This is a genomic window from Owenweeksia hongkongensis DSM 17368, assembly GCF_000236705.1.
GTDB classification, from domain to species: domain Bacteria; phylum Bacteroidota; class Bacteroidia; order Flavobacteriales; family Schleiferiaceae; genus Owenweeksia; species Owenweeksia hongkongensis.
Genome location: NC_016599.1, coordinates 2,346,274 through 2,372,098, shown reverse-complemented (window position 1 = coordinate 2,372,098; position 25,825 = coordinate 2,346,274). Strand labels below are relative to the sequence as shown.

At 42.5% G+C, this 25,825-nt stretch carries 16 protein-coding genes; 12 read left to right on the top strand and 4 right to left on the bottom strand.

The window, feature by feature from the left end; translation table 11 throughout:
- Nucleotides 1–70 precede the first annotated feature (70 nt).
- The 6 genes from OWEHO_RS10480 to OWEHO_RS10455 all read left to right on the top strand — a co-directional run bounded on the left by OWEHO_RS10480 (nucleotide 71) and on the right by OWEHO_RS10455 (nucleotide 9,911).
- The gene (locus OWEHO_RS10480; RefSeq protein ID WP_014202446.1) at nucleotides 71–868 is read left to right on the top strand and encodes a T9SS type A sorting domain-containing protein; all 798 of its coding nucleotides are present in this window, start codon (nucleotides 71–73) and stop codon (nucleotides 866–868) included.
- 982 nt (nucleotides 869–1,850) lie between these two features.
- Nucleotides 1,851–3,230, top strand: a complete 1,380-nt coding sequence (locus tag OWEHO_RS10475; RefSeq protein WP_014202445.1) for a hypothetical protein — start codon at nucleotides 1,851–1,853, stop codon at nucleotides 3,228–3,230.
- 25 nt (nucleotides 3,231–3,255) lie between these two features.
- The gene (locus tag OWEHO_RS10470; RefSeq protein WP_014202444.1) at nucleotides 3,256–5,433 is read left to right on the top strand and encodes a LodA/GoxA family CTQ-dependent oxidase; all 2,178 of its coding nucleotides are present in this window, start codon (nucleotides 3,256–3,258) and stop codon (nucleotides 5,431–5,433) included.
- 2 nt (nucleotides 5,434–5,435) lie between these two features.
- Nucleotides 5,436–6,551, top strand: coding sequence for an NAD(P)/FAD-dependent oxidoreductase (locus OWEHO_RS10465; protein ID WP_014202443.1), 1,116 nt, complete (start codon nucleotides 5,436–5,438; stop codon nucleotides 6,549–6,551).
- A 208-nt stretch (nucleotides 6,552–6,759) separates the two neighbouring features.
- Entirely contained in the window at nucleotides 6,760–7,176 is a 417-nt protein-coding gene (locus OWEHO_RS10460) for a T9SS type A sorting domain-containing protein (RefSeq protein WP_014202442.1), read from the top strand.
- Between the two features lie 149 nt (nucleotides 7,177–7,325).
- Nucleotides 7,326–9,911, top strand: a complete 2,586-nt coding sequence (locus tag OWEHO_RS10455) for a T9SS type A sorting domain-containing protein (RefSeq protein WP_014202441.1) — start codon at nucleotides 7,326–7,328, stop codon at nucleotides 9,909–9,911.
- Here OWEHO_RS10455 and OWEHO_RS10450 read toward each other — a convergent pair whose 3' ends face one another.
- Nucleotides 9,912–10,913, bottom strand: coding sequence for a C45 family autoproteolytic acyltransferase/hydolase (locus tag OWEHO_RS10450; protein ID WP_014202440.1), 1,002 nt, complete (start codon nucleotides 10,911–10,913; stop codon nucleotides 9,912–9,914).
- A gap of 185 nt (nucleotides 10,914–11,098) precedes the next feature.
- On the opposite strand from OWEHO_RS10450, the gene OWEHO_RS10445 reads away from it, so the two are divergent.
- Together OWEHO_RS10445 and OWEHO_RS10440 are read left to right on the top strand one after the other, a co-directional pair.
- Nucleotides 11,099–11,941 (top strand): 1,4-dihydroxy-2-naphthoyl-CoA synthase, encoded by an 843-nt coding sequence (locus tag OWEHO_RS10445; protein WP_014202439.1) that lies wholly within the window; start codon nucleotides 11,099–11,101, stop codon nucleotides 11,939–11,941.
- A gap of 62 nt (nucleotides 11,942–12,003) precedes the next feature.
- Nucleotides 12,004–12,729: a hypothetical protein gene (locus OWEHO_RS10440; protein ID WP_143764575.1), complete on the top strand. Its 726-nt coding sequence runs from the start codon at nucleotides 12,004–12,006 to the stop codon at nucleotides 12,727–12,729.
- Between the two features lie 41 nt (nucleotides 12,730–12,770).
- On the opposite strand, the gene OWEHO_RS10435 is transcribed toward OWEHO_RS10440, so the two are convergent.
- Nucleotides 12,771–13,493: a hypothetical protein gene (locus OWEHO_RS10435; RefSeq protein ID WP_041627557.1), complete on the bottom strand. Its 723-nt coding sequence runs from the start codon at nucleotides 13,491–13,493 to the stop codon at nucleotides 12,771–12,773.
- A 7-nt stretch (nucleotides 13,494–13,500) separates the two neighbouring features.
- Entirely contained in the window at nucleotides 13,501–14,211 is a 711-nt protein-coding gene (locus OWEHO_RS10430) for a hypothetical protein (RefSeq protein WP_041627556.1), read from the bottom strand.
- 471 nt (nucleotides 14,212–14,682) lie between these two features.
- On the opposite strand from OWEHO_RS10430, the gene OWEHO_RS10425 reads away from it, so the two are divergent.
- The 4 genes from OWEHO_RS10425 to OWEHO_RS10410 all read left to right on the top strand — a co-directional run bounded on the left by OWEHO_RS10425 (nucleotide 14,683) and on the right by OWEHO_RS10410 (nucleotide 20,629).
- On the top strand, nucleotides 14,683–17,505 hold the full coding sequence (locus OWEHO_RS10425) for a PD-(D/E)XK nuclease family protein (RefSeq protein WP_014202436.1): 2,823 nt from the start codon (nucleotides 14,683–14,685) through the stop codon (nucleotides 17,503–17,505).
- The gene (locus OWEHO_RS10420) at nucleotides 17,498–17,884 is read left to right on the top strand and encodes a carboxypeptidase-like regulatory domain-containing protein (RefSeq protein WP_041627555.1); all 387 of its coding nucleotides are present in this window, start codon (nucleotides 17,498–17,500) and stop codon (nucleotides 17,882–17,884) included. Before OWEHO_RS10425 ends, OWEHO_RS10420 begins: the two co-directional genes overlap by 8 nt.
- Nucleotides 17,885–18,811, top strand: coding sequence for a threonine ammonia-lyase (locus OWEHO_RS10415; RefSeq protein WP_014202434.1), 927 nt, complete (start codon nucleotides 17,885–17,887; stop codon nucleotides 18,809–18,811).
- Nucleotides 18,812–18,940: 129 nt separating this feature from the next.
- Nucleotides 18,941–20,629 carry a gliding motility-associated C-terminal domain-containing protein gene (locus OWEHO_RS10410; RefSeq protein WP_169312781.1) on the top strand — a complete coding sequence of 563 codons (1,689 nt, stop codon included), beginning with the start codon at nucleotides 18,941–18,943 and terminating at the stop codon, nucleotides 20,627–20,629.
- A 159-nt stretch (nucleotides 20,630–20,788) separates the two neighbouring features.
- Here OWEHO_RS10410 and OWEHO_RS17910 read toward each other — a convergent pair whose 3' ends face one another.
- Nucleotides 20,789–25,816 (bottom strand): PKD domain-containing protein, encoded by a 5,028-nt coding sequence (locus tag OWEHO_RS17910; protein ID WP_014202432.1) that lies wholly within the window; start codon nucleotides 25,814–25,816, stop codon nucleotides 20,789–20,791.
- Nucleotides 25,817–25,825 lie beyond the last annotated feature (9 nt).

The window sequence follows — 25,825 nt, the reverse complement described above, 5'->3', positions numbered from 1 at the left end:
GTTAAACAGTGATTTTGTGGCAACCCTTTTCATTTTTTAAGCATCTATTGGGTAAATAAAACTTACGAAAATGAAAAAATTAATTACCCATTGTCTGATCTTGCCTTTAGCCATGTCAGCTCAGACGTACACCAACATTGCCACGGATAAAACTGGTGACGACCATGCATTTGGTCTGGATTCCAAATCACTAGGCTTTAGATTAAATTCAACTAATGACACACTTTTTGTCAAGATTGATCATCACAATACCCGACACAAAGATTTTGGCTACGCCCTAGCGCTTGATACCAATAATAACCCAGCGGATGGTGCTGCGATACCACAAGCCAATCTTGCTAGCCAAACTCCAAATACCTCGATGAAGGCTGATATTATGCTGTATGCTTATCAAAACAGTATTTTCCCAACAGTGTACACAGAAAGTTATGTAAACGGCTCACCAGCCAATATCATGTTTACCTTAGATACCAACAGTAGTACCTGTGGCATTTTTGCCATACCCGTTTCGGAAATTGGCAGTTCACCAGTCATTAATATGCTGGCATTTACAGGTTCTTTTGATATTTCACCTGCTGGGGCTGGGCCTTCTGATGTAATGCCTGATTCAAACTACGGAAGCGCTATTCCTGCTTCGGTATCCCTAGCGGAACTTAAACATGACATGAGTATTTTCCCAAATCCTGCTACCAACTCTATTGAGTTGAATTATAATGGGGCTATTCAAATTGTAGGTGTTTCAGGAAAAGTTTGGTTGAACCCAATCAGTCGGCAAAACGAGGCTGTTGACGTCAGTCATCTACCTCCGGGTAGCTATCTATTACTCGATGATTCAGGAATTAAGCTTGGTCAATTCCAGAAGAAATAATCCTCAGCCCTTTGTGTTTTACACAAAGGGTTTTTGATTTTTATTCTAATATGGATGAAGAAAAGCTGGACACCGTAAAGTGTCTGTATTTCATTGATGAAAACTGAAGATAACTTTGATAAGCTACACCAGAGCCATCAAGACTTTCATCTACCCGAAGCTAGTGCTTAATTAAAGTGTGATTGAGGGTGATGTGAAAGGAAGAGAGTAATATTCGTATTAAAACTCTTTTTAATCAGCGAAGTTTCAAATTCGATTATTAAGAAGATACATCAATAGCAAGTACTACTTAAAAGCATGTGGAATATGGCAATCAGTATGAAAATGTCACAATTTGCATTACGTAAAAAGTTGTATATCAAACTTTAATTTCACAAAAGAGCGTGTAGATTTTTGGTGAAGAAAATAATTTGACTACTTTCAAGCATCCAACTAAACCTCAAATCATGCAAAAATTTACTTGGCATTTTCCGTGCTCGAAAGAGCGCTATAAACAGGATTGATTTCTTTTCAAAAATTTTCAATCATTTTTTTCAATCAAAACCTGTTTTATGAAAATCATCAATCTTTCCAAGCGATTTGGAACAATCACTTTATTTAAAGTCCTGACCCTTATTCTATCAGGTAAAACGACTTTATCCTATGGCGGATAAGTAGCTCAGGAACAGTAGCTATAAATCCACAGCTTACTATTCAATAGCAGCTTATTTACCTCCACTTTATTGCTATTGCATAAGTCATTTAGGTCTATGTATTGTTTTATAGAAAGGTGGAGTGCACACGGCTTAATTGAAGAATAATTAGGTATAAAAAAAACCAACTTTCATAATGCTATATAGGTAGAAGAAATATGCAGGTTACAAATCCAACATATAGCTAGTAGAGTCTACACCAATTCTCAAACTTGATTTTGGAAAGTATGACTAAACCCTAATGAATAATTTTAATACAAATCAATTAATAAAACCAAATTTCTTAAACAATGAAAAACATCCCAAACCAGTGTTTTTTGCTGTTGCTGGCCCTTGGCTCAGTGGCATGTAATTCATCACCAAATGAAAACACAGAAACCAAAACCGAAAACGAAGCTGTTGAGTTGGCTACAACTACGGCAAGCTCAAGCGAAATCAACGGTGTTGATGGAAACTGCGAGGCACCCCCAGAATGGTTTTCGGGCACTGTTCCCACCCCGCAACCACAAAATTTTCCACAAGGGAATGATGTTACCAATTGTGACTTTCACTTAATCTCTTGGCAGTATTTTTTGTGGCTCACTGAAGAGGTAAATGGAAAACTTCGCTTTGAAAGCTTCTATACAAATAATGCGATACATCCAAATTCTAAGAATGATACCAATCAGGTTTTGGACATCGTTGAGCAGGCACTTTCTAAAGGAATGTTGATAGATCAGCATGGAAGAGCCGTGTATAGCAATATTATGATTAATGATATGTATAGAGACTGGATACTAGATAATAAATTGTATGATCCCGGGGTGTTTGTTGGGTTCGATTCTACCGCCAACTTTCCTGTAGGATCAATGTCGCTAAAAGCTAACTGGAAGCTGGTGCAACCTGATGAAGATGTTAGTAACCTATATACTACAAAAGCCAATATTCAATTGCTTACCATGGTAGATGGTGAGCCACGAATCCCGGATAACAATCCGAAAGTGCAGAAAGATGTGGAGGTAGCATTAATAGGGTTGCATATTGCAGTGGTGGTCGAAGGGCATCCTGAGTTTATATGGGCAACTTTTGAATTTGATGGTAACGCACCAAACTTTAAACAGGATTCTAATGGTGTTGTGACACAAGGTATGAATGATCCCGTTTCTGAGAAGGGGTGGTTGCTTTATAAAGCCAATACTACGGCTAGAAAAACCAACGTGAACAATGCTGAAATTCTTCGCTTTGTAAATGAAGTTAATCAAACCCTCACCCCTGTTACCCAAGTAGCTCGCCAGTATGCGCAGGGTGGAGGAAGTCCTACCAACCGTGGCAACATTGATCACCTGAATGCGAATGTAAAAGATCAGCTTAAAGTTGAAAACTCTGTTTGGAAGAATTACTTTGAAGTTGGCGCGGTTTGGTTCAATACAGAGAAGGGCGTTTTACAACCCAATTGGAACCCGAATGTAAACTCAGAAATGGTGACAGGCTCCTTAACCTTATCCAATGCAACTATTGAAACTTTTACACAAAATGTGCGCTCTCAAAACAGTTGCTTTGGTTGCCACAATACTTTTCCGGTAACCAATGTATTAGGATCCACGGACATTCTCCCGGGTAAAAATGCCAATACCAGCCATATTCTTTTAAAGAATTACCAAGGCGGAAGTGAAGTAAATCGTTCAAATTAATCAACCAATTACAAAAAGAAATACAATGGCAAATTCAAGCTTAAGAATACATCCCGCTATTGGCATGGCCAGAGTTGGGAATAGTACAGAATACTATTTGGGGCCAGAAACCATGGCCGCCTCTCCACATGGAGCTAGTGCAATAACGGGTGGGCTTCCCATAAAACCAGGCACCGAAAGCACCCACATCACCAGTGGAGATATACGAGATGGCTCGGGAAGATTAAAAAGACAGGCAGCACGCTTCAAGATTTTCCAATATCCTAATGAAGGAGAAAAACTCACTTACCCCACTCAAGGCGGAGAGGAAGTATTAATCGGGTCTACTGTAGACGGTAAGAAAGTAACAGACATCATTTGGACAGCCCATTTGGCCAATAAAAAAGCCAATTGCTGGGAGATAGATGAAGATGCAAACAAGGGAATTGAGTTGTACAAACCCCATCCGCCTATAGATGATAAAACTATAACTAAGCTAGTGAGCACCCCACCATTGAGGAATCCGAATTTCGATAGTACTTCACCACAAAACCCTTACAACGTGGATCCGGGCGACACAAATCGCTTGAAGAAGCTGGTGATTGATGCGGGGCCACGAGCGATTAAAGCCAGCCAGGGAACTAAGCCAATTAAATTTGATGATGAACCTAAGGCCAGTTATTATGATAAGAGCTCAGGCACTATTACGGATCTACCTAATTACCCGATTCAGTTTCCTGCAACTAACGGAAGTGGCGCCAATGGGAGTGATCCCATTAGCTATTTAGGAGAAATCCTTACCGAACCTAATGGCCGACTTTTGGTATTGGGTGGACATGGTTTAGCCTGTGCTTTTGATAATCAAGGGAATTTTGATGCCGAGCAGCCATTATGTAAGGATGTGGATAATGATAACTGGCTTGACGACACTTCGGATGGTCCGGTAACCGCAGTACTGGTTTTTGAAGATGGTAGTCAACAACCTGTTGAAGGCAGTGCTTGGGCGGTAGTTACCGATCCTGCTTATGCTCCTCAAACCTTGAATGTGGTAAACCTTTGGGATGATGTTTATAATACATGGTTAGAAAACTTTGATCTTCAGCCGGAAGTTTATAGCAATGGAAACTATAATCCCGACTATAAGCCTTTCTTTCAAGATGATATTTTTCCCACCTTGAATGCAGCTCACATGCAAATGTGGAATACTAATTTACCAGATCAGGCAATTTCGGCACATGAAAGAATGAAGCTTTTAACGGAGGAAAAGCCGCCTTTCGACATTATGAAATTTATCCGAAATCCGGATGATAGCCAAAACGATAAAGGGGCACCATTAATGCCGCTTTCATTGGGCGACTCTAATCAAGCCTTTTTAACTGTTTCGCGACAGCAATATTTTTATATGCAGCAATGGAACAAAGGAATGAGTGTTGGAGCAAGCAAATTACCCATTGGAGCTGGCGAGCAACTCGATAAAACCATTTTAGTCAATTGCCTGGGTGGTCGTTTTAGTCCAGGTATTGATTTGACTTTTATTGTGCGCGATCCTAATTTATATAATAAAGACTGGCAAAACCCAGCTATTGGACCTTTTAGGATCAATGGTGAATCCTTGGATTATGCTTCGGCAACAAAAGATCAACCATTCCTAGGGATAGGCTATATCCCATTAAGATCGGATCCTGTGCAACCGGGAGACTTGTGTAAGTTTATGTCCATCCCTTGGCATACGGATTACAACTCTTGCGCCACGCACACTCCAGCACCAAATCCAGGTGGAAAAATCACTGATAAAAATGTATACAGCGGAACAGTAAACACTACGTTATTTTGGTCGTGGCCAGCCCAAAGGCCTGTGGCCGTGTACACTTTTGATGATTTGTCAGCCAATAATGGTGATCTAAAAGCTACCAAACAGAGATACTCCGTGCGCGGAGAAGGCACGGCAGCCCAAGAGAATTTAAAAACTCCCGATTGTCCCGATTCAAAAGAATTTGACACGGCAGCGATGAACGTAGGTCGCTATCAGAACCGCAGAGACATACTGACTGAATGGGTGAAGATTGGGACTATTATCCAGGGGCCGGCAATTAAAGACTATCCTGATGAATTTAGTAAGGATTACTACCTAGAAGTGGAAAGTCTTTTCAAAAAAGACGACAGTAACCTGGTTGTTTTTTGGCCAAATACTGTGACTGACGAAGTGCATCCTCCGAAAAATTAATCTTGGATTTAGTTAGCGATTATAGTGTGGTAATAATTGGCGCAGGACCCGCAGGGTGTTCCTGCGCCATTTCCATTTTAAATGCTGGTGTGGCCAATGTTACTCTGGTAGATACTTCAAAAACAGGTAAATTTCATATTGGTGAAAGCATTCCTCCTGAGATGAACCCCATACTGCGGCAATTGGGGATCTCTGAAGCTTTTCTGGCCCAGAAGCACGAACCTTGCTTTGGTAGTTGCTCTTATTGGGGCAATGAAAAACGAGGCTATAACGATAGTATTTTGAGCCCATTTGGACACGGCTGGCATTTAAACCGCTCACAATTCAATCAATTTTTAGTGAATGAAGCTGTGGTGCGTGGCGCCAAAGTTTTGTCAGGACACATTTATCAAAGTAGTACAACAACAGAGCGTGGTTATCAGTTGAACTTGAAGAGTAAGGCGGGAGCCTCAAGTTCTATTGAGGCTGATTTTGTAGTAGATGCTTCTGGTGCGCGCAGTATTTTTGCTACCGATAAGGGAAGTAAGAAGCAGCACGAAACACCTCTAGTGTGTTTAGCCTTAAGATTCAAAAATAAAGGGCTTCGGGAGGTTTCTAAGCTTACACATTTAGAATCGGTAGAAAATGGTTGGTGGTATGCCGCTAGAATTCCCAACGAGCAATTGTTGGTTACACTTTACACCAATGCCGAAACAGTAAAGAAGTTGAGACTGAATAATCTTAAAAACTGGATTAAACTCTTACAACAATCGCCAAATACACATCAGTGGATTGCACAGATGGAGCCTATTGATCAGAAACTACTCGGTTTTCCGGCACAGTCTTTTTGCTTAGACAAGGTAGTAGGTGAAAACTGGCTGGCCATTGGCGATGCCGCTTCGGCTTACGACCCAATTACCTCTCAGGGTATAATCAAAGCTATAACGCAAGGCATGCGTGCAGCAGAAATCATTGGGCATTGTAAAATTGGTGCTATCGAAGCTCTTCCTTATTTTCAAAAGGAAGTAATGCTACAGTATGATCAATACAAAGAGGCCCGTCAACATTTTTATTGCTTAGAACAGCGCTGGCTACAAAGCCAATTTTGGAGGGAGATGCATGGCTTGAGTAGAACTTAAAATACTTGCAAAGATTAAAATTACTGAACGATCGCTTATTGATAGAATGAGTGAAAGATGGTAATATGAAGGGGTGAGCGGGGTGTCGTTGGCGTATTAATACCAATATTAAGAACGCAACCCCTTTCTCCATTTAAGCATCCTTTAGAAACTAAATATTCTAATGATGAAAAAACTTGTATTCGCAGCAGCCCTGTGCTAGGTCGGTGTGCTTAGCGCACAAAGTTTTACCCAATTAGCAACAGATCAAAACGGTGATGATTATAGTCATAGCCTTGATGTTACAGAATTTGCTTCTGCACTTTCGGTTAAACAGGATTCTATTTTTGACATTAGCGGAAGTGGTCCTTCGGATGTTATTCCAAACGCAAATTATATAGAGCTTGTAAATGGAACAATCCTCGGTGTGGAAGAAGCGAATGTTGCTACATCTATTTACCCTAATCTTGCTAAAGGCTATATCACGGTAGCTCAAAGGGGAAAGGTGGAGATTTATGATATTACCGGAATGAGACGAATGATCCAAATGGTGGAGGCCAATCAGCGAATTGGCCTAGGTCATTTGCCGCAGGGCGTTTATATTTTAAATCAAAATGGAGCATCGATTAAGCTTATGAAAGAGTAAAACCTTGCTTTTCAAAAATACCAAAAGCACCTCTCTATTCATTAGTGGTTTTTTAGTTGCTAAAATAAATAGGTGTACGCTGCGGCTAATTTGTAGGAAATACTCGACTTAAATTTCTACATCTTTGTGGTATCAAACTATTGGTGAGTATGAAAAAGCAAGTGCTTAGGACTCTATTTTTCTCAATTGCATTTTTAATAGGGTTTTTAGCGAAAGCTCAAAATGACTGCCCTACATGGGAATGGGCTTTTGATGTAGGTTTGCCTAGTCATGTGCAGTTGTTGGAATCACATGGCGATACAGCTGGTAACATGTACTTTGTTGGAACTTTTCAGGGTGCTTTTACCATTGCAGGGATTACGCTTAGTACACCTGATACCAGTCACTTCATCGCAAAGTATTCTAAAAATCAAGTGTGGAGCTGGGCAGTGCAATTTGAAGCTAAATTACCTTCGGGATTTAACAACTTTCCAATTCCACACGACTTTTACTTTGACGAGGCCGGGTTTATTACGGTAACCGGAATTTACACCCATACAGCCATCTTTGGTAGCGATACATTATCCGAGCTTCATCTTGGTTCTTTCAACACTTTTGTGGCGCGCCTCAATACAAACACTCAGCAATGGCTATGGGCTACTCAAGCGGAGAGCCAAATGAAAGTAGAGCCTTCTTCCATAGAAGGGGATGCGAATGGAAATATATACATTGCCGGTAGTGCTAGTATTTATCCACAGTCTTCATCTACCATTTCTTTCGGGAATATTCCATTATCTACTTCTGGAGATACGTACTATATATCAAAAATCGATTCATCGGGAACATGGCTTTGGGCCAGAGATTTCGAGAGAAGCTCACATTCACCAATAATAGCGGTGGATAATGCTCAGGCACCCACTGTAATCACAAATTATGTGGGTAGCCTAACCTTTGCAAGTCAAACGGTCTCCACTACTGGAGGGCAATATGCTTTGGCCATTTTGGGTTATGATGCTGCCGGGCAAGAATCATGGTGGCTAACAGCAGCAGGTTCAAATACTGTTTCAGGGCCCAAAACTTGGCACGCAGCTTATGATGATTTTGGCAACTTATACATTACAGGAGAATCGTTTATTGATGCCATTCAGTTTGGATCAACTCTATTGACAGGAGGCACGCAACTTAGTTATGTCGCAAAAATTAACCCTCAGAAACAATGGGCTTGGGCCGAATATTTTGGAGGAGCCTCGGTGAGTTTAGCTTTTTCCAACTTTCATAGTGAGGCTATTACTTTAGGCAATGGTGATACTTATTTTTCTGGGATTTTTGATAACGACCTCACCTTTGGAAATGATTTGTTATCTGCTGGAAATATCACGGGTCTCTTTATTTGTAAAATGGACAGTGGTGGAAATTACCATTGGGGAGGTGCAGCCTATGCACCGCATGGTAGTGTAAATGGTTCATTGGCAAGGCCAATTGGCTTAGGAGTAGATTTACAGGAAAACGTGTATATATCCGGTATAAATTCAGATTCGTATCTCTTCGGAAACTTCTCTACCGTTCAATACGGAAACTTCGTAGCTAAGTTTAAACGTGACTCAATAATTGGCTTATCCCTTCCAAAAGATACTTTTTTGTATTGCGGTGAATCAATTAAGTTGGTGCCACGCAGCGGTAGCGTTTCTCAGCTTACTTATCAATGGTCGCCAGCTCATGGCTTAAGTGATCCTACGGCCCAGTTTCCCATTGCATCACCCGACAGTACTATCACTTACACCTTAGATGTTTCTACTTCAAATGGCTGCGTAGCTACCGACCAAATAAAAATTGTACGCGACTCTGTGCGATATTATGGTGCGGGAATTAATTTTACAACCTCCACCGGAAACAAGATGTATTGTGATAATGCAAACTTCTCCATTTCTGCGCCCTACACTTATCAAAGCTTTGATTGGAGTACAGGGAGCACTATTCACAATACTTATATAAACGGGCCGGGTGTGTATGTGCTTACCGCAAAAGATGAAGACGGTTGCTATAGAAAGGATAGCATTGAAATTTTTGGGCCTTCCAAAATTACACCTGAGATTCCTCTTTTGTGTACAAATGATTCTGTACTTCTGAGTATAAATACCAACGGCCTGGACAGTTTGCGGTGGAATGACGGTAGCAGTCAGCCGAGTAGGAATGTGCATCAATCAGGAAAATATTGGGCTACATTGTACAAAGGCACTTGTATTTATACAGATACGGTGGAGGTACTTGCTTTTACAAATACGGGTAATGCTACTTTTTCTGCTCGGGTAAACAATTTGGATGTTGATTTTGCAGCTAGCTCAATTGGTTTTGTGCAAGGTACCTGGCGTTTTGGTGATGGAACCTTTGGGAGTGGTAAGAAGATATCTCATACTTATGCAAATACAGGAGTGTACAATGTGTGCCTCGATGCTACCGATGTATGCGGAGTAACAGCCAGACATTGCATGAAGATCACGGTTCCGAACATTGGTATTGAAGAACTCCCCGCCAAAAATATTTTTTCATTGTTTCCCAATCCAGCAACTGGTGTCATAAACATTGAAAGTACAGATGAACAAGCTCCGGAAGTACATTTGACAAACCTTTCAGGAAAGGTGGTTTTACGAGAAAAGTTAGCTCAGGGAAGTCACTGGCAAATTGATATACATCATCTTCCGGCAGGTTATTACTTTATCAATATTGCTGGTAATACTTTCAAGGTAGTAAAGCTGTAGCTATTTGCTTTTCAGCTCTTCCTCCAAATCAGGAGCATAAATGAAAATAGGGGTGGAGGCTTCTTCAAAATAAGCAAAGGATTGGGTAATGGTTTTATCAGGCCAGCGAAGTTGCATATAGCCTTCAGCTGGGCGATACACGGCAGTATAAATGGTGCCGGCTCCACGTTTGTATCTTGTGTTAAATAAGGGTACCCGCAAAAAGTTATCGGCCATTTCCCATTCCGTGAGACCCGGCCGGCTAAGCAGTTCATTCAAAAAACGCTCGCGCTCCAGGCTATTGGGAAATCGTTTGGTGTCCGGCCAGCGCAGTTCACCTTGATGATTGGCACAGGCGCGCATATCCGTAACTCTTGGCTGCTGCTGTGGAGTAATCATAATCATACTGTGGGCTCCGGTTTTATCGAGCAGCATAATGTTATACGCCATGTGGACGGGCACTGTCTTTAGTACCTCCACAGCTTCGGCTACATTACTACAAAATTCAAGTATGTAGCGTAGCACAAATGGAATTCCAAATCCGCGGCCTACATTGCGCCTTCCACCAAAGGTGAGCGAGACCACAAGTCCATCAGAATTCATTCCGTCTAAAACACCCATTAAACAATCGCTTACGGCCATCACTTGTTTTCCATTCCACGAACTATGTAGCAATGTGCCTTCAATAAGATGCGGGTGATAATCATAATTACGCACCAGCGTGGGCGAATCGGTAAAGACGGCTTGCGAGCAGCCAGAAATATATGCAGGAGGTTGCCAGCCCGTAAGAAAACGATGGGCTGTATTATCATCACCAGCCAGTTCGCACATACGTTCGTAGGTAGGCATCATTTCTGGCATATAGCGCTGAAGCCTGTTTTTGGCAATTCCCAAACTAGGTTTTTTATCGGCACCATTGCTTTCATACCATTTTTTGTAAGCCGGCCAGTAAGCCTTATACAGGCTTTGCCATTTTGGGCCAAGCAAAGGCTCGGCTACAGAATCAAAACTAAGTTCTAACATAAGTTAAGGTGCTTGCTTTTCGCAAACTAAAGTACAGTTTCCAATATAAAACCGAGAATGCACAAATATGATATATCTGAAAATAAGATTCTAAAATAGAAGAAAAGCCAATATCGATTTGTACTAGGCAATTGGTTTTGATAATGTGTACTTACATTTGCAGTCTTATAAAAAGACATAATCTGATGAGCACTATAAATTGGACCACCGCAGCCGAATTTGAAGATATTACCTATAAAAAGTGTAACGGGGTTGCAAGAATTGCGTTTAATAGACCAAACGTTAGAAATGCATTTAGACCAAAAACCACCAAAGAGTTATATGATGCTTTTTACGATGCGCAAGAAGATACCTCAATAGGGGTAATCCTCCTTTCTGCGGAGGGGCCTTCTACCAGAGATGGTGTTTATTCTTTTTGTTCTGGTGGCGATCAATCAGCTCGCGGACATCAAGGTTATGTGGGAGAAGATGGCTATCACAGATTAAATATTTTGGAGGTACAGCGCCTAATCCGCTTTATGCCAAAGGTGGTAATTGCTGTGGTGCCCGGCTGGGCCGTGGGTGGCGGACATAGCCTTCACGTGGTTTGCGATATGACCTTGGCCAGTAAGGAGCATGCTATTTTTAAACAAACAGATGCAGACGTTACCAGCTTTGACGGTGGCTATGGCTCAGCTTATTTGGCAAAAATGGTGGGACAGAAAAAAGCCAGAGAAATTTTCTTTTTAGGACGAAACTACTCTGCTCAAGAAGCCTATGAAATGGGTATGGTAAACAAAGTGGTGCCACACGATGAGCTGGAAGATACAGCCTACGAATGGGCGCAAGAGATATTGGCCAAGTCGCCTACTTCTATCAAAATGCTAAAGTTTGCCATGAACCTTACCGATGATGGTATGGTGGGCCAGCAGGTATTTGCCGGTGAAGCCACCCGCCTTGCCTATATGACCGAAGAAGCTGCAGAAGGCAGAAATGCATTTTTGGAAAAGCGCAAGCCAAACTTTGGTGAGAATAAGTGGATTCCTTGATGGGGATTTACAAGGAAAGGCTCCGGACGAAAATTACTTACTCGTTCATTTTTCTGGCTCTTATGGCAAGGACCTTGTCAGCTCAAGAGTGTGATTCAGTTTATGCCTTTTCGAATTTTGATGAATCTGGTTGTTCATTCTGGTATCAGGATGAGTTGTTTGTGATGGCCAGTGTGGACTCCGCTGTGTGCTCATTTTATGATTTCTATGGCTATCGAGATAATACTTTCTTCAACTTAGTTGTTAAAAATGACTCAATTGTATCGGGTAGTTTTTCTTTAGTTGTTTACGAAATGACTTATGACAGTGCACATGCGCATTTGGCCAGAAACAAACATGATAAATATGGGTTATGTGCTGATACGCCAACGATTGTAAATCGACTATTGAGTAGCAAGGATTTAAGAAAACTGAATAGTAACATTGACCTTAATAGATTGAGCAAGGAATTTGTCAAAGGCACTACTCTGGTTGATAGTAATAAGGTCTATTTTGTTGATGGAGTTGAGGTAAGGCCGAATTTTGGCTTGTGCAATAATCTATTCACATTTCATAATAGTTGTGTGGAAATTATGCTTGCAATGCGAACCATTCCCAATGATTCTTCTAATGTGTATGGCAACTTGGTGAGGGCTGTGGATGAAAGCATATCATTTAAGAAAAAGCAAAAGAAAATTATCAAGGAGCTTCCTTTTAAGTATTACTCTTTAGATGGGGGAGGGTACTATTCTTGGAAGAAGGGACCTCTAGGTAAACTCAAATATTGGTTTATTGAAAAGTTGTTTTAGTAGATTGTATAAAGTCGGACCTGTCCCAAGATTTGGCTTTTTTATTTAAGCGCATAGCGTACACCCAACCCTCCTCCAATAAATAAGGATGGGTCCAAATCTGAGCTTGCATTCCAGAGCAAGCTTACATCTGCAAATAGGGCAAAGTTCCAGGGTGATCTCTTTTTGGAAAGTGAAAACTCAAAAGATGGCTTGGTGTAAATACCATAGTATAGCCAGTCTTCAAATTTGGCATCTTGAAATATCTTTCGAGAAGTTTTCCCTTCATCGGTTTTCGTGGTTTGTTTTCGGTCAAAGGTGTTGTAGGTTTTAAAACCAAGAGGGAGCACAAATCTCTTATTTTGCGTTCTGTTTTGCCAACGGTACCCGGCTCCTGCGCTTAAACCTAAAGAATGATAATGTTCGCGAATTTCGATTTTAGGAGTACTGGTTTCTTTTACAAAACCATAGTATGGGTCAATTTGATCAGGGAAAGTTAATTTAGAGCTAAGGTGAAGTTGGGTATAATTGTAAACCATACTTCCCTCATAGAACCAGCCGCTGCGGCCAATGAAATCTCTGACACCCAGTTGCCCTGTAAAAATAGGAAGAAGGTCATAGGTTTTTTTTGGGGAAAAGCCCATTTCTAAAGCGGGGCCAAAAAAATAACTCTCAGGCTGGTAAGCTGCGCTTACATCAAGCGAGATTTGCGTTTTTTGCGGTGCTTGAGCTTTTGCCGAAAGGCTAAAAACAGCAAGGGCGAGAAGGAGGGTTAGTTTTTTCATGCGTTGTTTAGTTGAGCAAATATCGTATTTCAAAACCACCACCTCCAAGAAATGAAGGGTCATGATTTGGCTGATTTAAATGTAAGAGTTCAGCTTCTGCAAAAATGCCAAAGCGCCAAGGGCTATTTGATTTTTTGGATAACTTAAAGGAATAAGTAGGGCGTAAATACAGTCCAAGATAAATGCCATCGGAAAAATTTTGACCTTGGAATATTTCGCTAGACAAGTAGGTGTCCTGTCCGAGTTCTTGAGTTGCCGTGCACGAAAATGGAAGTAGCATCTGCACCCCAAAGGGAATACTCAATTGTGAGTTTCTATTTTTGGATGGAATAAAATAAGCCGCTCCCAAACTAACCCCGAAGTAGTTTAAGGAAGTGACGTAATCCACGTTAAAAGGGGGCGTGCTATATCCACCTGGTCCACTTTGAATGTCATAGTATACTGTGGATTTTGTTTCGATGTGACGGTAGTTCAGACCAAAATATAAAGCCCATTGGCTGCCGGGATCTTTTAAAGTAAACCCTAAGTCGAACTGAGGAATGACCGCATTTGTGTTTATGATGGATGTCCATTCGTCTCCAAGAAAAAGATAAGTCTCAGGGTGCACCAAACCCTCAGGACTGTTTTTTATTCCGCTTTTGAATGAGAAGCTATTTTGGGCTTTTGCTGAAAAGCAGAATAGCAAGAAAGCAATAGCGAAGTAAATAGTTGAGCGCATTTTTATAGGGGTTTTCGTACAGCAAATCTAATTAAGTTTTTGAAGTAGTATAAAAAGAGAATACGCTGAGTCAGTGATTACAATGATTAAACAGATGAAATACCTTTCGCGCAATCTCCATGGTGAATGTTTCACGCAAAGACGCTAAGTAAAGAAAGCGCAAAGATAACTCTGCGAAACTCCGAGCCCTCAATGGTGAAAGATAGAACTCGGATAAATTATTTCCTCAATCTGCGCTTAACAACGTTATCCGCATGCCCATTTCACGCAAAGGGCGCAAAGAGAAAAACGCAAAGTGAAATAAGTCAGAGATGTTACTCTGCGAAAAACTCAGCGTACTCTGTGACTCTGCGGTGAAGAAATTATAACTTTTAAATCTGCGCTCATCCGCGTGCCATTTTTTGATAAATCACAACTCAAAAACCGTCAATCCCAAATCCCTCCCTACTTTTACCCTCCTAAATATTTCCCATGGCCAACTTTCTTACGAGCACCGCTGCTGATATTCTTGAACGCTATCCGGATTTTCAAAAAATAGGAATCGTATTGCCGAGCCGTAGGGCTGCGGTTTTCCTTAAAAAGGAATTGAGCAAGCTTATCACCAAGCCGGTTTTTAGTCCGTATATCACCACCATCGAAGATTTCATGCTGCAAAGCTTAGGCTGGCAACAGGCCGATCAACCGTCCTTGATGTTTAAGTTGTATGATAGTTATGCGGCTGTGGCGCCAGAGCCCAAAGAGAGTTTTGCGAATTTCAGCCAGTGGGCACATTTGCTGTTGGCGGACTTTAATGAGCTGGATCGCTATCGTGTAAATGCCCGTGAGGTGTTTGATTATTTGGCGGATGTAGAGCGAATCAAGAGGTGGGACCTGGATCCTGAAAAGGAAATGAGTGAGCTGGTGCAGAATTACCTCAAACTATGGAGGCTTTTGCCGGATGTGTACACACATTTCACCGAAAGGTTGAAAGAAGAAAAAGTGGTGTATCAGGGGCTTGCTTACCGCGAAATGGCGGATACGATTACCACGCATACTGAAACTTTAAAACAGCAATTTGAAAAGTTTGTGTTCATTGGTTTTAATGCCCTCAATGCTTCGGAAGAGGAAATACTGCGCACTTTATATCATGAGGGCTTGGCTGACTTTTATTGGGATGTGGATGAGTATTATTTTAATGATATCGATCAGGAAGCGGGAAACTTTTTGCGCCAAAGCAAGCTCGTGCAAGAGCTGATTGAAAAAGAGGATTTCCGATGGATGCATAATAGCCTTTCGGAAATACCCAAAAATATAGAAGTTGTAAATGTGAGTGGCCGTCAGCAGCAGGCCATTGCAGCCAATGCGGCTGTTTTGCGGTTTCAGGAAAAGCAGCTGGAAGATGTGGCCGTGGTGCTAGCCGATGAAGAAATGCTGATGCCCTTTCTCAACAATCTTGCGGCAGATGTTTCTACGCTAAACGTAACGATGGGATTGCCACTTTCCAATACTCCGGTAGCTGGTTTTTTTCAGCTATTACTGGAAATGTTTCAGGAGTTTGAAAGTAGCGGACGAAGAGATAAACAAGGTCATCCGAGCTTCCATTTTCAGAAGTGGGATGACATGCTGGGGCACCCACTTTTTAAGCGATGGGTGGGTGATAGTGTGAGTACAGAATCGCTCCGGTATTACATGCGAAAACAGAACAGAATCTTCATTTCTGCGGCCGAATTGCAGCAGGAAAGTGGCGATACGCTCAATGCGGAATTTGTTCAGTTTTTTGCTAATCAGAGCAATACATTGTCGCAAATTTGGGCGAGCCTAGCGAAGCTTGCTGAGCGGCTTCATGAGGCTCAACCTGAGAAAACCAGCTTGCTTCAGTCGCTTTTTGGCTTCTATAAGTTGTTCAATCGCCTGTCGCTTTTGATGGCCGAGTATCCGTATGTGGAGGATATAAAAACAGCTTTGCGCTTTTATAAAGATTTGCTGAAAAGCGAAACTTTGGACCTTTATGGAGAGCCTTTGAGCGGACTTCAAGTGATGGGAGTTTTGGAGACCCGTACCCTTGATTTTAAGAATATCGTAATGACTTCTCTCAATGAAGACATTTTGCCGAAAGGCCGCTCTGATAATAGTTTGATTCCTTTTGATATAAAACGTGAGTTTGGTTTGCCAACCTACCTGGATAAGGACGCTGTGTTTGCGTACCACTTTTATAGGCTAATCCAGCGAGCTGAAAATATTACCCTTATCTACAATGGTCTTTCTGAAGGTTTGGGAAGTGGTGAGCCTAGCCGCTTCATCAAGCAGCTGGAATATGAATTGCCAAAGGCCAATCGAAGGGTGAGGTTTGAATATCTCAATCCAACTTTTGAGGTGAAGATTGAAGACAAAAACGCTACCGACATTGTCAAAACTCCGGCCATTATGGAGCGCCTGAAAGAAATGGCGGTGAAGGGTTTTTCGGCAACGGCTATTACTGATTATATAAATGACCCTGTGGAGTTTTATAAAAAGCGGGTGCTCAATTTGCAGGAAGCTGATGAGGTGGAAGAAGTGGCGGGCTATGACAAGCAGGGGAATGTGGTTCACAATATTTTGGAGCGACTGTATTCGGTGATAGAAGGCGATGAAATTTTGAAATGTAAAAGTGTATTAAAAGCTAATGACCCGGCTTTTGCGCTAAGCGAAGAAGAAATAAGAAACCTGGTGGTGGATGAACTTCGCAAGGAAGCTAAGTTGGCGGATTTGGACGTTGGTAAAAACCTTCTTATTCGCGAAATCCTGGTGGGAATGCTGGTCAATTTTCTCCGTAAGGAAAAAGAGGAACTGGAAATACTGGAAAGCCAAAACGAGGTTCTTTCTTTATTGGGATTAGAACTTGACCTGAGTTGCCAAATGATTTTGAAGAATGGGCAGGAAGTAAAACTGAAGGGGATTGTTGACCGTGTGGACAGGATTGGTGATGAGCTACGCGTGATAGATTACAAGACAGGCTCTGTGATTGACGGAAACCTGAGTATCAAAACCATGCATGATTTGAGGCAACCGAAGGAGAAAAACAAGTCTCTACAATTACTGATGTACGCTTATCTATACTTCAATAATTACAAGGATTACGATAGTCTGAATGCGGGGATCATCAGTTTGCGAAATGTAAATAAGTGGCCCATGCCTTTTAAAATGGGTAAGACAACAGAGGTCAATCGCGAGCTAGTTTCAGAATTTGAGGACTTTTTGCGTACCTTGATGGAAGAAATATTTGATGAGTCAATTCCTTTTTCGAAAAAGCTATTAACTTTGGAATCAGATGAATAAGAAAATCGCCATATTATCCTTAATCTTTTTGCTCCCCCTTTTCATGTGGGCGCATGGCGACAAAATCAGCATTTCATTTTCTGGAATAATCTCTGAACCTGCAGGAGCTGCAGTGGAAGGAGCTGTTATTTCTATCGAATATAAAGGGCAGATTATTCATTCCACATCTTCTGATGCACAAGGTAATTTTGACATAAAAATGGAGGGCCCTATTGGTCGCTACGACCAGCTTAAAGTTAGGGTTTCAAAAAAAGGCTATCGCTCAAGTCACCTGATTCCAGTTGATTGTCAGAATAAAAATATTGAGCTTACACTTCAGCGCGCCCCTGTCATGATTCCCATAATGCGCACCCTTGAGGGAAATTCTTTAGCTATATAAATGATAGACCAAATTTTGATTGAGCAGGCGCATCAGCGCGTGGCTCCTCATATTCACAATACCCCCATTCTTACCAACTCACACATCAATAATCTGCTCGGAGCAGAGGTGTTCTTTAAGTGTGAAAACTTTCAAAAGACAGGTTCGTTCAAAGCACGGGGCGCCATTAACTCCGTGTTGCAGCTTAGCGATGAGCAGAAGAAAAAAGGCGTAGCCACACATTCTTCTGGCAACCATGGGCAAGCATTGGCCTGGGCGGCAAAAATGGCCGGAGTAGCTGCTTATATCGTAATGCCCGAAAATGCACCCAAGGTAAAAGTAGCGGCTGTGAAGGAATACGGAGCAGAAGTGATTTTTTGCAAATCTACCCTGGAAGCACGCGAAACTACTCTCGAAAAAGTAATGACCGAAAAGGGCTGCACCTTTATCCCGCCTTACAATTTTGACAATACTATTTGCGGCCAAGCTACTTGCGCCACGGAGGTTTTTGAAGATCTTCAAAACCTTGATTTTTTATTGACACCCGTGGGTGGTGGTGGCCTGCTTAGCGGCTCGGCCCTTAGCGGGAAATACTTTTCGCCTACAACAAAAGTTATTGGTTGCGAGCCTGAACTGGCCAATGATGCCTATGCGTCTTTTCACTCTGGTGAATTACAACCAGCCAAAGAACCCATCACCATTGCGGATGGTCTTCGCACTTCTTTGGGAGACATCAATTTTGGATACATCCGTAAACATGTAGATGATATTTTGCTATGCAGCGAAGAGGAAATTATGAACGCCCAGAAGCTGATTTGGCAACGCATGAAGATTATTATCGAGCCATCAAGTGCGGTGCCTTTGGCCTGTTTGTTAAAACATAAAACACATTTTGCGAAAGCTAAAATTGCGGTGATAATTAGTGGTGGGAATGTGGATTTGGGCTAAGTCGTTTTAGTTTTAATACCTTGGGTGTTTAACTAAACTTCTTCCTATGAAAGCAACCCTTTCTGCCCAACCTTTGCTTGGAATACCCCTGACGAAATGCAACGGCAGGTAAACCCGCTTTGTATAACTGTGAAACAAATTACATTCATCATACTATTATTTACCTGTGTACAAGTTGTTGCGCAAAATCTGGTGCCAAATCCTAATTTTGGAGATGTGGCAGTATGTGATAGTATAGATGGTTCACGCTTTCTTTTTCATGACTGGTTTGACCCGCCTCGCCCTGATACGGCATCAGGTGTGGGTGGTTATGGATTTCATGATCTGTGCATAGATAGTACCTTCAAAGCTACTAGACCTGGGCAGAACATACAACAAATGTACTGGCCAATGCCAAAGGCGGATAGCGGTTATATTTCAATATTTGGTTTAGATGTATGGACTTTCGGCAGCCACCCTAATTTTCCAAATCGTGTGAAATGGGTCGGAAGATCTTTTGGAGAAGTTATGCTTAATCAATCCCTGGTGAAGGGCGACAGCCTTATGGTAGAGTTTTATACCGCAGCCTGGCGTTGGAGTACTGAATATGTTCAAAACATAGGCGTACATTTTTCGACTGACACTTTTCGGCTGTATGATTATTTGTTGCCCGGGATGAAACCCCATGTGGAAGCGGACTCCATTTTGAGGGATACTACTTGGACCAAGGTTAGCGGTACTTATGTAGCCATGGGAGGCGAAAAGTTCCTTACTGTTGGAAACTTCACTCCTCTTGACAGTTGCACCAGATGGGATAACCCGTTGGCTTATTGGACGGTGAGCACTGAGGAACAACCCGTTCAATATTTCATAGACGCAGTTACCGTCATCCCCTGGGATGATATCACTTTTAGCGTAAGCCTGCCCAATGATACCTTGCTGTGTGCGGGTGATAGTCTACTGCTTCACGCTGTGCACGATACGGGTTTTGCCCTTCCTGTACATTCCAAAAGTTTTTTGTGGAGCACGGGCAGTTCCGATAGCAGTATAACCATAGGTAACCCCGGTACCTACTGGGTAGAGGTGCAATACAATGGAAAATATGCTCGATATGATACCATTGAGGTAGATTATTATCCAACTTACCAAAGCGGCCTGCCCGCTGAGCTACAAATATGTGATGGGCAAAGTGCTGTGCTTAGTGCAAATACTCAATCGAGCGTAAGCCATGTTTGGAGCACAGGTAGTACTTCTAATAGCACAAACCTTAACCAGGAAGGGAAGTACTGGTTGCAAAGCTTTACGCCATGTGATACAGTGAACGATACCCTACTGGTGAGCTATTATGGAAAATACAGTACCAGCCTGCCTACAGATACAGTGCTTTGCACCAATGAACCGGTAGAACTAATAGCCCATGAAGATAGTAGTGTAGCGTATAGTTGGAGCAACGGTGGTTCTAGCCATTCGTCCACGTATTACCAAGGTGGAGAAGCTACACTCACGGTGCATACGCTTTGTGATACTTTACAATTTGTAACTACCATAACTGAAGAAGACTGTGAAGCGCTAGAGGTGTACATACCCAATAGCTTTAGCCCTGATGGTGATGGACTAAATGATATGTTTGAAATAGGGAACCTACCGCCCGATGCTTCACTACAAATCATTAGCCGCTGGGGCGAAGTGGTGTATGAAGCACGCCCTTACCAGAACAATTGGCGCGGCACTACCAAAAGTGGAAAGGCTCTTCCTGCCGGGGTGTATACCTATGTTTTGATTTATGAGACATCTGGCAAAGAAATAAATGAAAGCGGCTGGGTGCAGGTGTTGAGGTGATTTGTAAACGAGTTGATTGGTAAAATGGTGGATAGGTTAATTGTGGTTACAATATAAATTCAGAGATAGTTTGATAAAAAGAGAAAGCGAGGGCACACGCCCCTCGCTTTTTTGGTTTAAAGCTTTTATAAGGTACTCTCAGTACTAAACATAATGATTTTACTGTTTTCCTAGCTTTTCAATGATTTTGTGCTCACCAGCTTTTATTTGAAGGGTATAAAATCCAGCGGCTAGATGGCTTAGGTTTATTTTCTCCTTTACCAAAGCACCGGCAGAAATCTCCTTTCTCAAAACCACAGCACCATTAAAGGCAATTAGCTCATAAGTGAGTTTATCGGTGCCGGGGTTTCTAAGCTCAAAGGTACTTTCATCTTTTGCCGGGTTGGGGAATAATTTAAATGCAAGAGCTGCTTTGAGGTCATCCATTCCAAAGTCGTTTATCACCGTTGGGTCTGATTGATCAGAGCAACCTGTAAGACCAATCTGGACACTGTAGGTTCCATTTCCTGTAGCGGTGTGCGTTTGTGCTGTAGCTCCAGGAATAGCATTTCCATTCAAAATCCACTGATAATTGTAGCCTGCTTCATTGCATGTAAGCACCATATTATTATTTGATATAGTAGGCTTTGGCACGTTTTCCACATTTACCGTTAAGGTGATAGATTCAGAACAAGAAGGTGAGTTTATATATGAATATCCATAGGTTAAAGTATGGCTGCCTGTGGCTACATTTTCAGCAATAAACTTCCCATTGGCTACACCTGGTCCATTCCAGTGGCCTATCCCTGGGTTTCCGAAACTGTTTACCGTGGCGGTAAGTTGTAAAGTATCTTCTTTACACAATGGACCTACAGGTAAAGTAGTAGTATTGGTGATCACAGGGTCTTGCAGCACTTGAACCGTTTTGCTTGCAGAAACTGCCGTGGTGGGAGAAGCACAAGCCAATGAAGATGTAATTTCTACTGAAACCGCATCATTGTTATTTAGGGTCCTGATAAAAGTAGGGCTGTTTGTACCAGCATTTATACCATTTACTTTCCACTGATAAGTGGGGCTTGCACCAGCATTTAGCGCTGCAGCGCTAAAGATAGAACTGCTGCCTTGGCACACGATGGTATCATTACTACTAATGCTTACAGATGGTGCCACAGCACTGCTTACGCTCATGTTTATGGTGTTTGAGCTTACAGTGCTGGCGGTAACACAATTTTCGCTTGAGCTAAGTTCTACGCTTACTGCATCTCCATTGGACAATGTGGAAGAGCTAAAAATTGCACCTGCTCCAGTTACATTGCTGCCATTTATTTTCCATTGGTAAGAAGGTGTGCTTCCTCCGTTTACAGGGCTTGCAGTAAAGGTTACATTAGTGCCCACACATATTGATGTGGCTGATGCAGAAATACTGACAGATGGAGTTTTTATACTATCTACTATCATGGTAATGGATGATGAGCTTGTAACAGAAATAGGGTTAGCACAAGCTGCATTGCTGGTCATGTCAAAGCTTACTACATCCCCATGTGCCAATGTGGATAAGCTAAAGGTGCTGCTATTTGTACCTGCATTTACACCATTTACTTTCCATTGATAGGTTGGTGATGATCCTCCATTATTAGCTGTGGCTGTAAAAGTTACCATGGTACCAGTACAAATGCTCGTGTCGCTTGCCGAAATACTGGCAGTAGGTACAACTATGTTGGCAATAGAAACATAAGCTGCCTTCACTTCACTATCATTACCTACAGTATTACTCGAATTAAGGCTTACCTGGTAGTTTCCACTTCCGTTAAAAATTACTTCCGGGTTTTGAGAAGAAGCGGAAGTACCATTTACGTAAGTAACGGTAGAAGGTGAGAAGGTCCATGCCCAACTAGTGGGTGCGTTGGTAGATAGGTCGGTAAATACTACAGTATCTGATACGCAGCCGTTGGTTTTGCTTGCGCTAAAATCAGCAACAGGGGCTACACCAGCAGAACCTGTGATGTTTACATTATCAATGTACATGTTGTTTCCGTAGTCGGTAATGTTTTCAAACTTGATAACTACGTTGTCATTTCCGGTGTAAGAACTGATGTCAATAGAAGGGCAGGTCGGGTTTCCTATGGCTCCACACCAATCTGCTGCTGAGGTAGGAGTAAATCCAGATGTGGTTGGGATACCTGTGGCAAAGCTACCGGTACCATCATCCCCGTAAAGGGCAAGTTGGGTAAATGTAACTCCGCAATCAGTGCTAATATATACGGCCAGGCTGTCAGAGTAAGTATTGCTATATCTACGATACGCATAGTCAAAAGTTAGTGTGGCTTGGCTTACCCCATTTAGGTTAATAGCTGGCGAAAGCAATCCGTCCTTTTGCCCCGCGGAGTTGTAAGAGAAATTATCGACACCTGCTGCCTTGGTGCCAGGTGTGCTTCCTGCAACCGTATATAATCCCCAAGTAATTCCATTGTCAGGGTTATCTACGGCCCACCCTGGGGCTGAACCTTCAAAGTCTTCGCTAAAAGGTAAACCTTGGCCACCTACTTGTACGGCTTGTGCGATTTCTAAACTGTCTATACCATTGGCATTACTCACTACAAGTTTTATACTGTAGGTTCCAGCTGTATTAAAAGTTACTTCCGGGTTTTGGCTGCTGGCCGAGCTGCCTGTTCCATAGCTAAAAGTGGAAGGTGTGATGGTCCATGCCCAACTTGTAGGATTTCCGGTGCTGCTGTCGCTAAGAGTTACGGTTTGCCCCGTGCAAGGTGTACTTGTGCTTATTCCAAAGTCAGCTACAGGTGCTTGAGTGGCAGCAAAGCCTGATGAGGAAAACAAACCACGGCCGTGTGTTGCGGCAATTACTTCATTGTCACTATCACGCATTTGAAGCATATCTACACGCACATTGGCCAGACCGCTATTGCTTGCTACCCATGTAGGTGATGAAGCACTGAAATTACTGGTGCTCCATACCCCAACTTCTGTGGCCAGTAGTACCTCTGTTCTATCATTAGGATTAAATAAAGCCCAGCGCACCGGCATGTCGGGAAGGTTACCTTCTTTACTGGCCCATGTAGTTCCACCATTGCTGGTGTACCACACGGAGGTAATTCCATAATTGGTATAGGTTACCAAAAGTTCATTTTCGTTAGCACCGATTTCTACACAAGAAATATTGCCCGCAGGCAGGCCTCCACCTATACTTGATGTGGAAGGCGAACCGCCATCGGCATTAGTTATTTTATAAAGATCACCAGCTTCGGTACCTACAAATAAAGTAGTAGACGAGGTAGTGTATGGCGATACGCGAAGATGCGAGGCCATGCTGTTCATCCCGCTTACGGTAAGGCTACCAATGGATGGGGAGCTGGTAATATTCGTAACCCTATTTATAGTATTTATGGTACGCGAAGAGTAGAGCACATCTTGATTGTCATCATAATCAGCAGGGTTAATAAACTTACCTGTGTTTTGATCATTTTGGAAAAAGCTTGGGCCAAAACTGCTTCCACCATTGGTAGACCTCCAGTAGCTATTATATACGTACGATGTAACTTGATAATTGGGGTTCGTCTGATCTATAAAGCAGTACGCTCCGTCTCCCCCGGTTACTTCGGTGGTGGCATTCATTCCGGCAGCTCCATATTTATGGCTACCATTATCTTGAGCTCCAGCCAAAAAGTAATTACTACCCGCTGTAGGATGGATTGCACAAGCGTAAAATTGGGTTACGTTGTAGCCATTGTCTCTACGATGAATTACATTGGAAGTGGCCGCAGTGGCAATGCTATTGGAGTAATACACGCCTCCATCATTTCCAAAAAGCACTTCGCTGCTTGAGCCTGGCTTAAAAACTATGGCGTGTTGATCAGCGTGTACATTGGAACAGTTTAAGGCTGCTAGATTATTATTGTTACTCCATTTTGAAATTTGACTCCAGCTATTGGCCCCGTCTGTAGATCTGAAAAGGTCAATACCACCTACTATCAGTGTGTTTCGGTTGTTAGGGTCTACCGCAGCAATAAGGTCATACCAAGCTTGGCCACGGGAAAAATCCGAAGCGGGTATCCCATTATCTACATCACTAGGCTCGTTGCGGCTGGTCCAGGAAGTTCCTCCATTGGTAGTTTGCACCATATCATCCACCACATTGCTTGATTCTATTAGAGCATAAGCATAGTTAGCATCGCTAGGGGCGCAGACCACTTCCACTCGTTCGCCACCTGCACTTGTATAGGCAATGGTCCAAGTGGTGCCATTGGTGCTGGTAAGTATGCGCCCGCCACCTCTATCGCTAAGGCTATAGGCAGAAGTGGTGGTACCCACCCATAATTTATTGTTAGCGCCAAGCTCAATATCGGCTGCCACAAAAGGCTGTGATTGCCCTGGAATATTTGGCAATACTTGTGTAAAACTTGTGCCTCCATTGGTAGAGCGTTGCAAGCCTTGAACACCTAAGCCATGCCAGGTTTGCCCGTAATAGTTGCCCCTCATAGCTACGTACAATACACCGCTGCCGCTTTCATTGCGTACCACCATATCATTGATATAATAAAAAGACGAGGTGGAACTCAGGTGACTCCAAGTTGTACCACCATTGGTAGATTTCCAAATACCAGCACCACGGCTTGCGCCAGCACCCCAGCCTTCGCCAGTGCCTACATACATTATTTGAGTATTGGTAGGGTCAAAAACTATGGAGGTAATAGCAATATTATCCCAAAAATCATTGACTGCGGTCCATTGTGAAGTGTTGCTGGTAATATCATTGTTGTACCATAATCCACCTGTTACACCACCTGCCCATACTTTCTTGTTGGTAATATCATTAGGGTCATACACCAGGGCACGTGTTCTTCCAGAAACATTGGAAGGTCCTCTTTCTACCCATGGTGTGGCTGCTGCCCCGGGTGTGGTGGTAAGGCTGTTTTGAGCCTGAGAAATTTGCTCATATACCGGAATCAACTTTTCTGGAGTGGGATGACCTAAAGCAGGATCCATAGTGGCCAGATAGTTTTGCTCCCAAGCCAAATCGGGACGATCCTTTTTTGTGATTTGTTTTATTTGGGTAGGATTAAGGTGTGTCCTGGTACTAAACTCGTGGGAGTTTATGAGGTGACGATATTTGTCTTTTTCGGTTGATCTAGGTTGTAGCCAGGCAAACAATAGGCCGGTGGCTATAAATGTAAATAGGATAAACTTTTTCATAGCAGATTG

Coding starts and splice junctions, on each gene's coding strand:
- OWEHO_RS10430 (WP_041627556.1), bottom strand. CDS start 14,211: ATGCGCTCAACTATTTACTTCGCTATTGCTTTCTTGCTATTCTGCTTT.
- OWEHO_RS10440 (WP_143764575.1), top strand. CDS start 12,004: ATGGCAAGGACCTTGTCAGCTCAAGAGTGTGATTCAGTTTATGCCTTT.
- OWEHO_RS10415 (WP_014202434.1), top strand. CDS start 17,885: ATGATAGACCAAATTTTGATTGAGCAGGCGCATCAGCGCGTGGCTCCT.
- OWEHO_RS10445 (WP_014202439.1), top strand. CDS start 11,099: ATGAGCACTATAAATTGGACCACCGCAGCCGAATTTGAAGATATTACC.
- OWEHO_RS10480 (WP_014202446.1), top strand. CDS start 71: ATGAAAAAATTAATTACCCATTGTCTGATCTTGCCTTTAGCCATGTCA.
- OWEHO_RS10470 (WP_014202444.1), top strand. CDS start 3,256: ATGGCAAATTCAAGCTTAAGAATACATCCCGCTATTGGCATGGCCAGA.
- OWEHO_RS10455 (WP_014202441.1), top strand. CDS start 7,326: ATGAAAAAGCAAGTGCTTAGGACTCTATTTTTCTCAATTGCATTTTTA.
- OWEHO_RS10435 (WP_041627557.1), bottom strand. CDS start 13,493: ATGAAAAAACTAACCCTCCTTCTCGCCCTTGCTGTTTTTAGCCTTTCG.
- OWEHO_RS10475 (WP_014202445.1), top strand. CDS start 1,851: ATGAAAAACATCCCAAACCAGTGTTTTTTGCTGTTGCTGGCCCTTGGC.
- OWEHO_RS10425 (WP_014202436.1), top strand. CDS start 14,683: ATGGCCAACTTTCTTACGAGCACCGCTGCTGATATTCTTGAACGCTAT.
- OWEHO_RS10420 (WP_041627555.1), top strand. CDS start 17,498: ATGAATAAGAAAATCGCCATATTATCCTTAATCTTTTTGCTCCCCCTT.
- OWEHO_RS10450 (WP_014202440.1), bottom strand. CDS start 10,913: ATGTTAGAACTTAGTTTTGATTCTGTAGCCGAGCCTTTGCTTGGCCCA.
- OWEHO_RS17910 (WP_014202432.1), bottom strand. CDS start 25,816: ATGAAAAAGTTTATCCTATTTACATTTATAGCCACCGGCCTATTGTTT.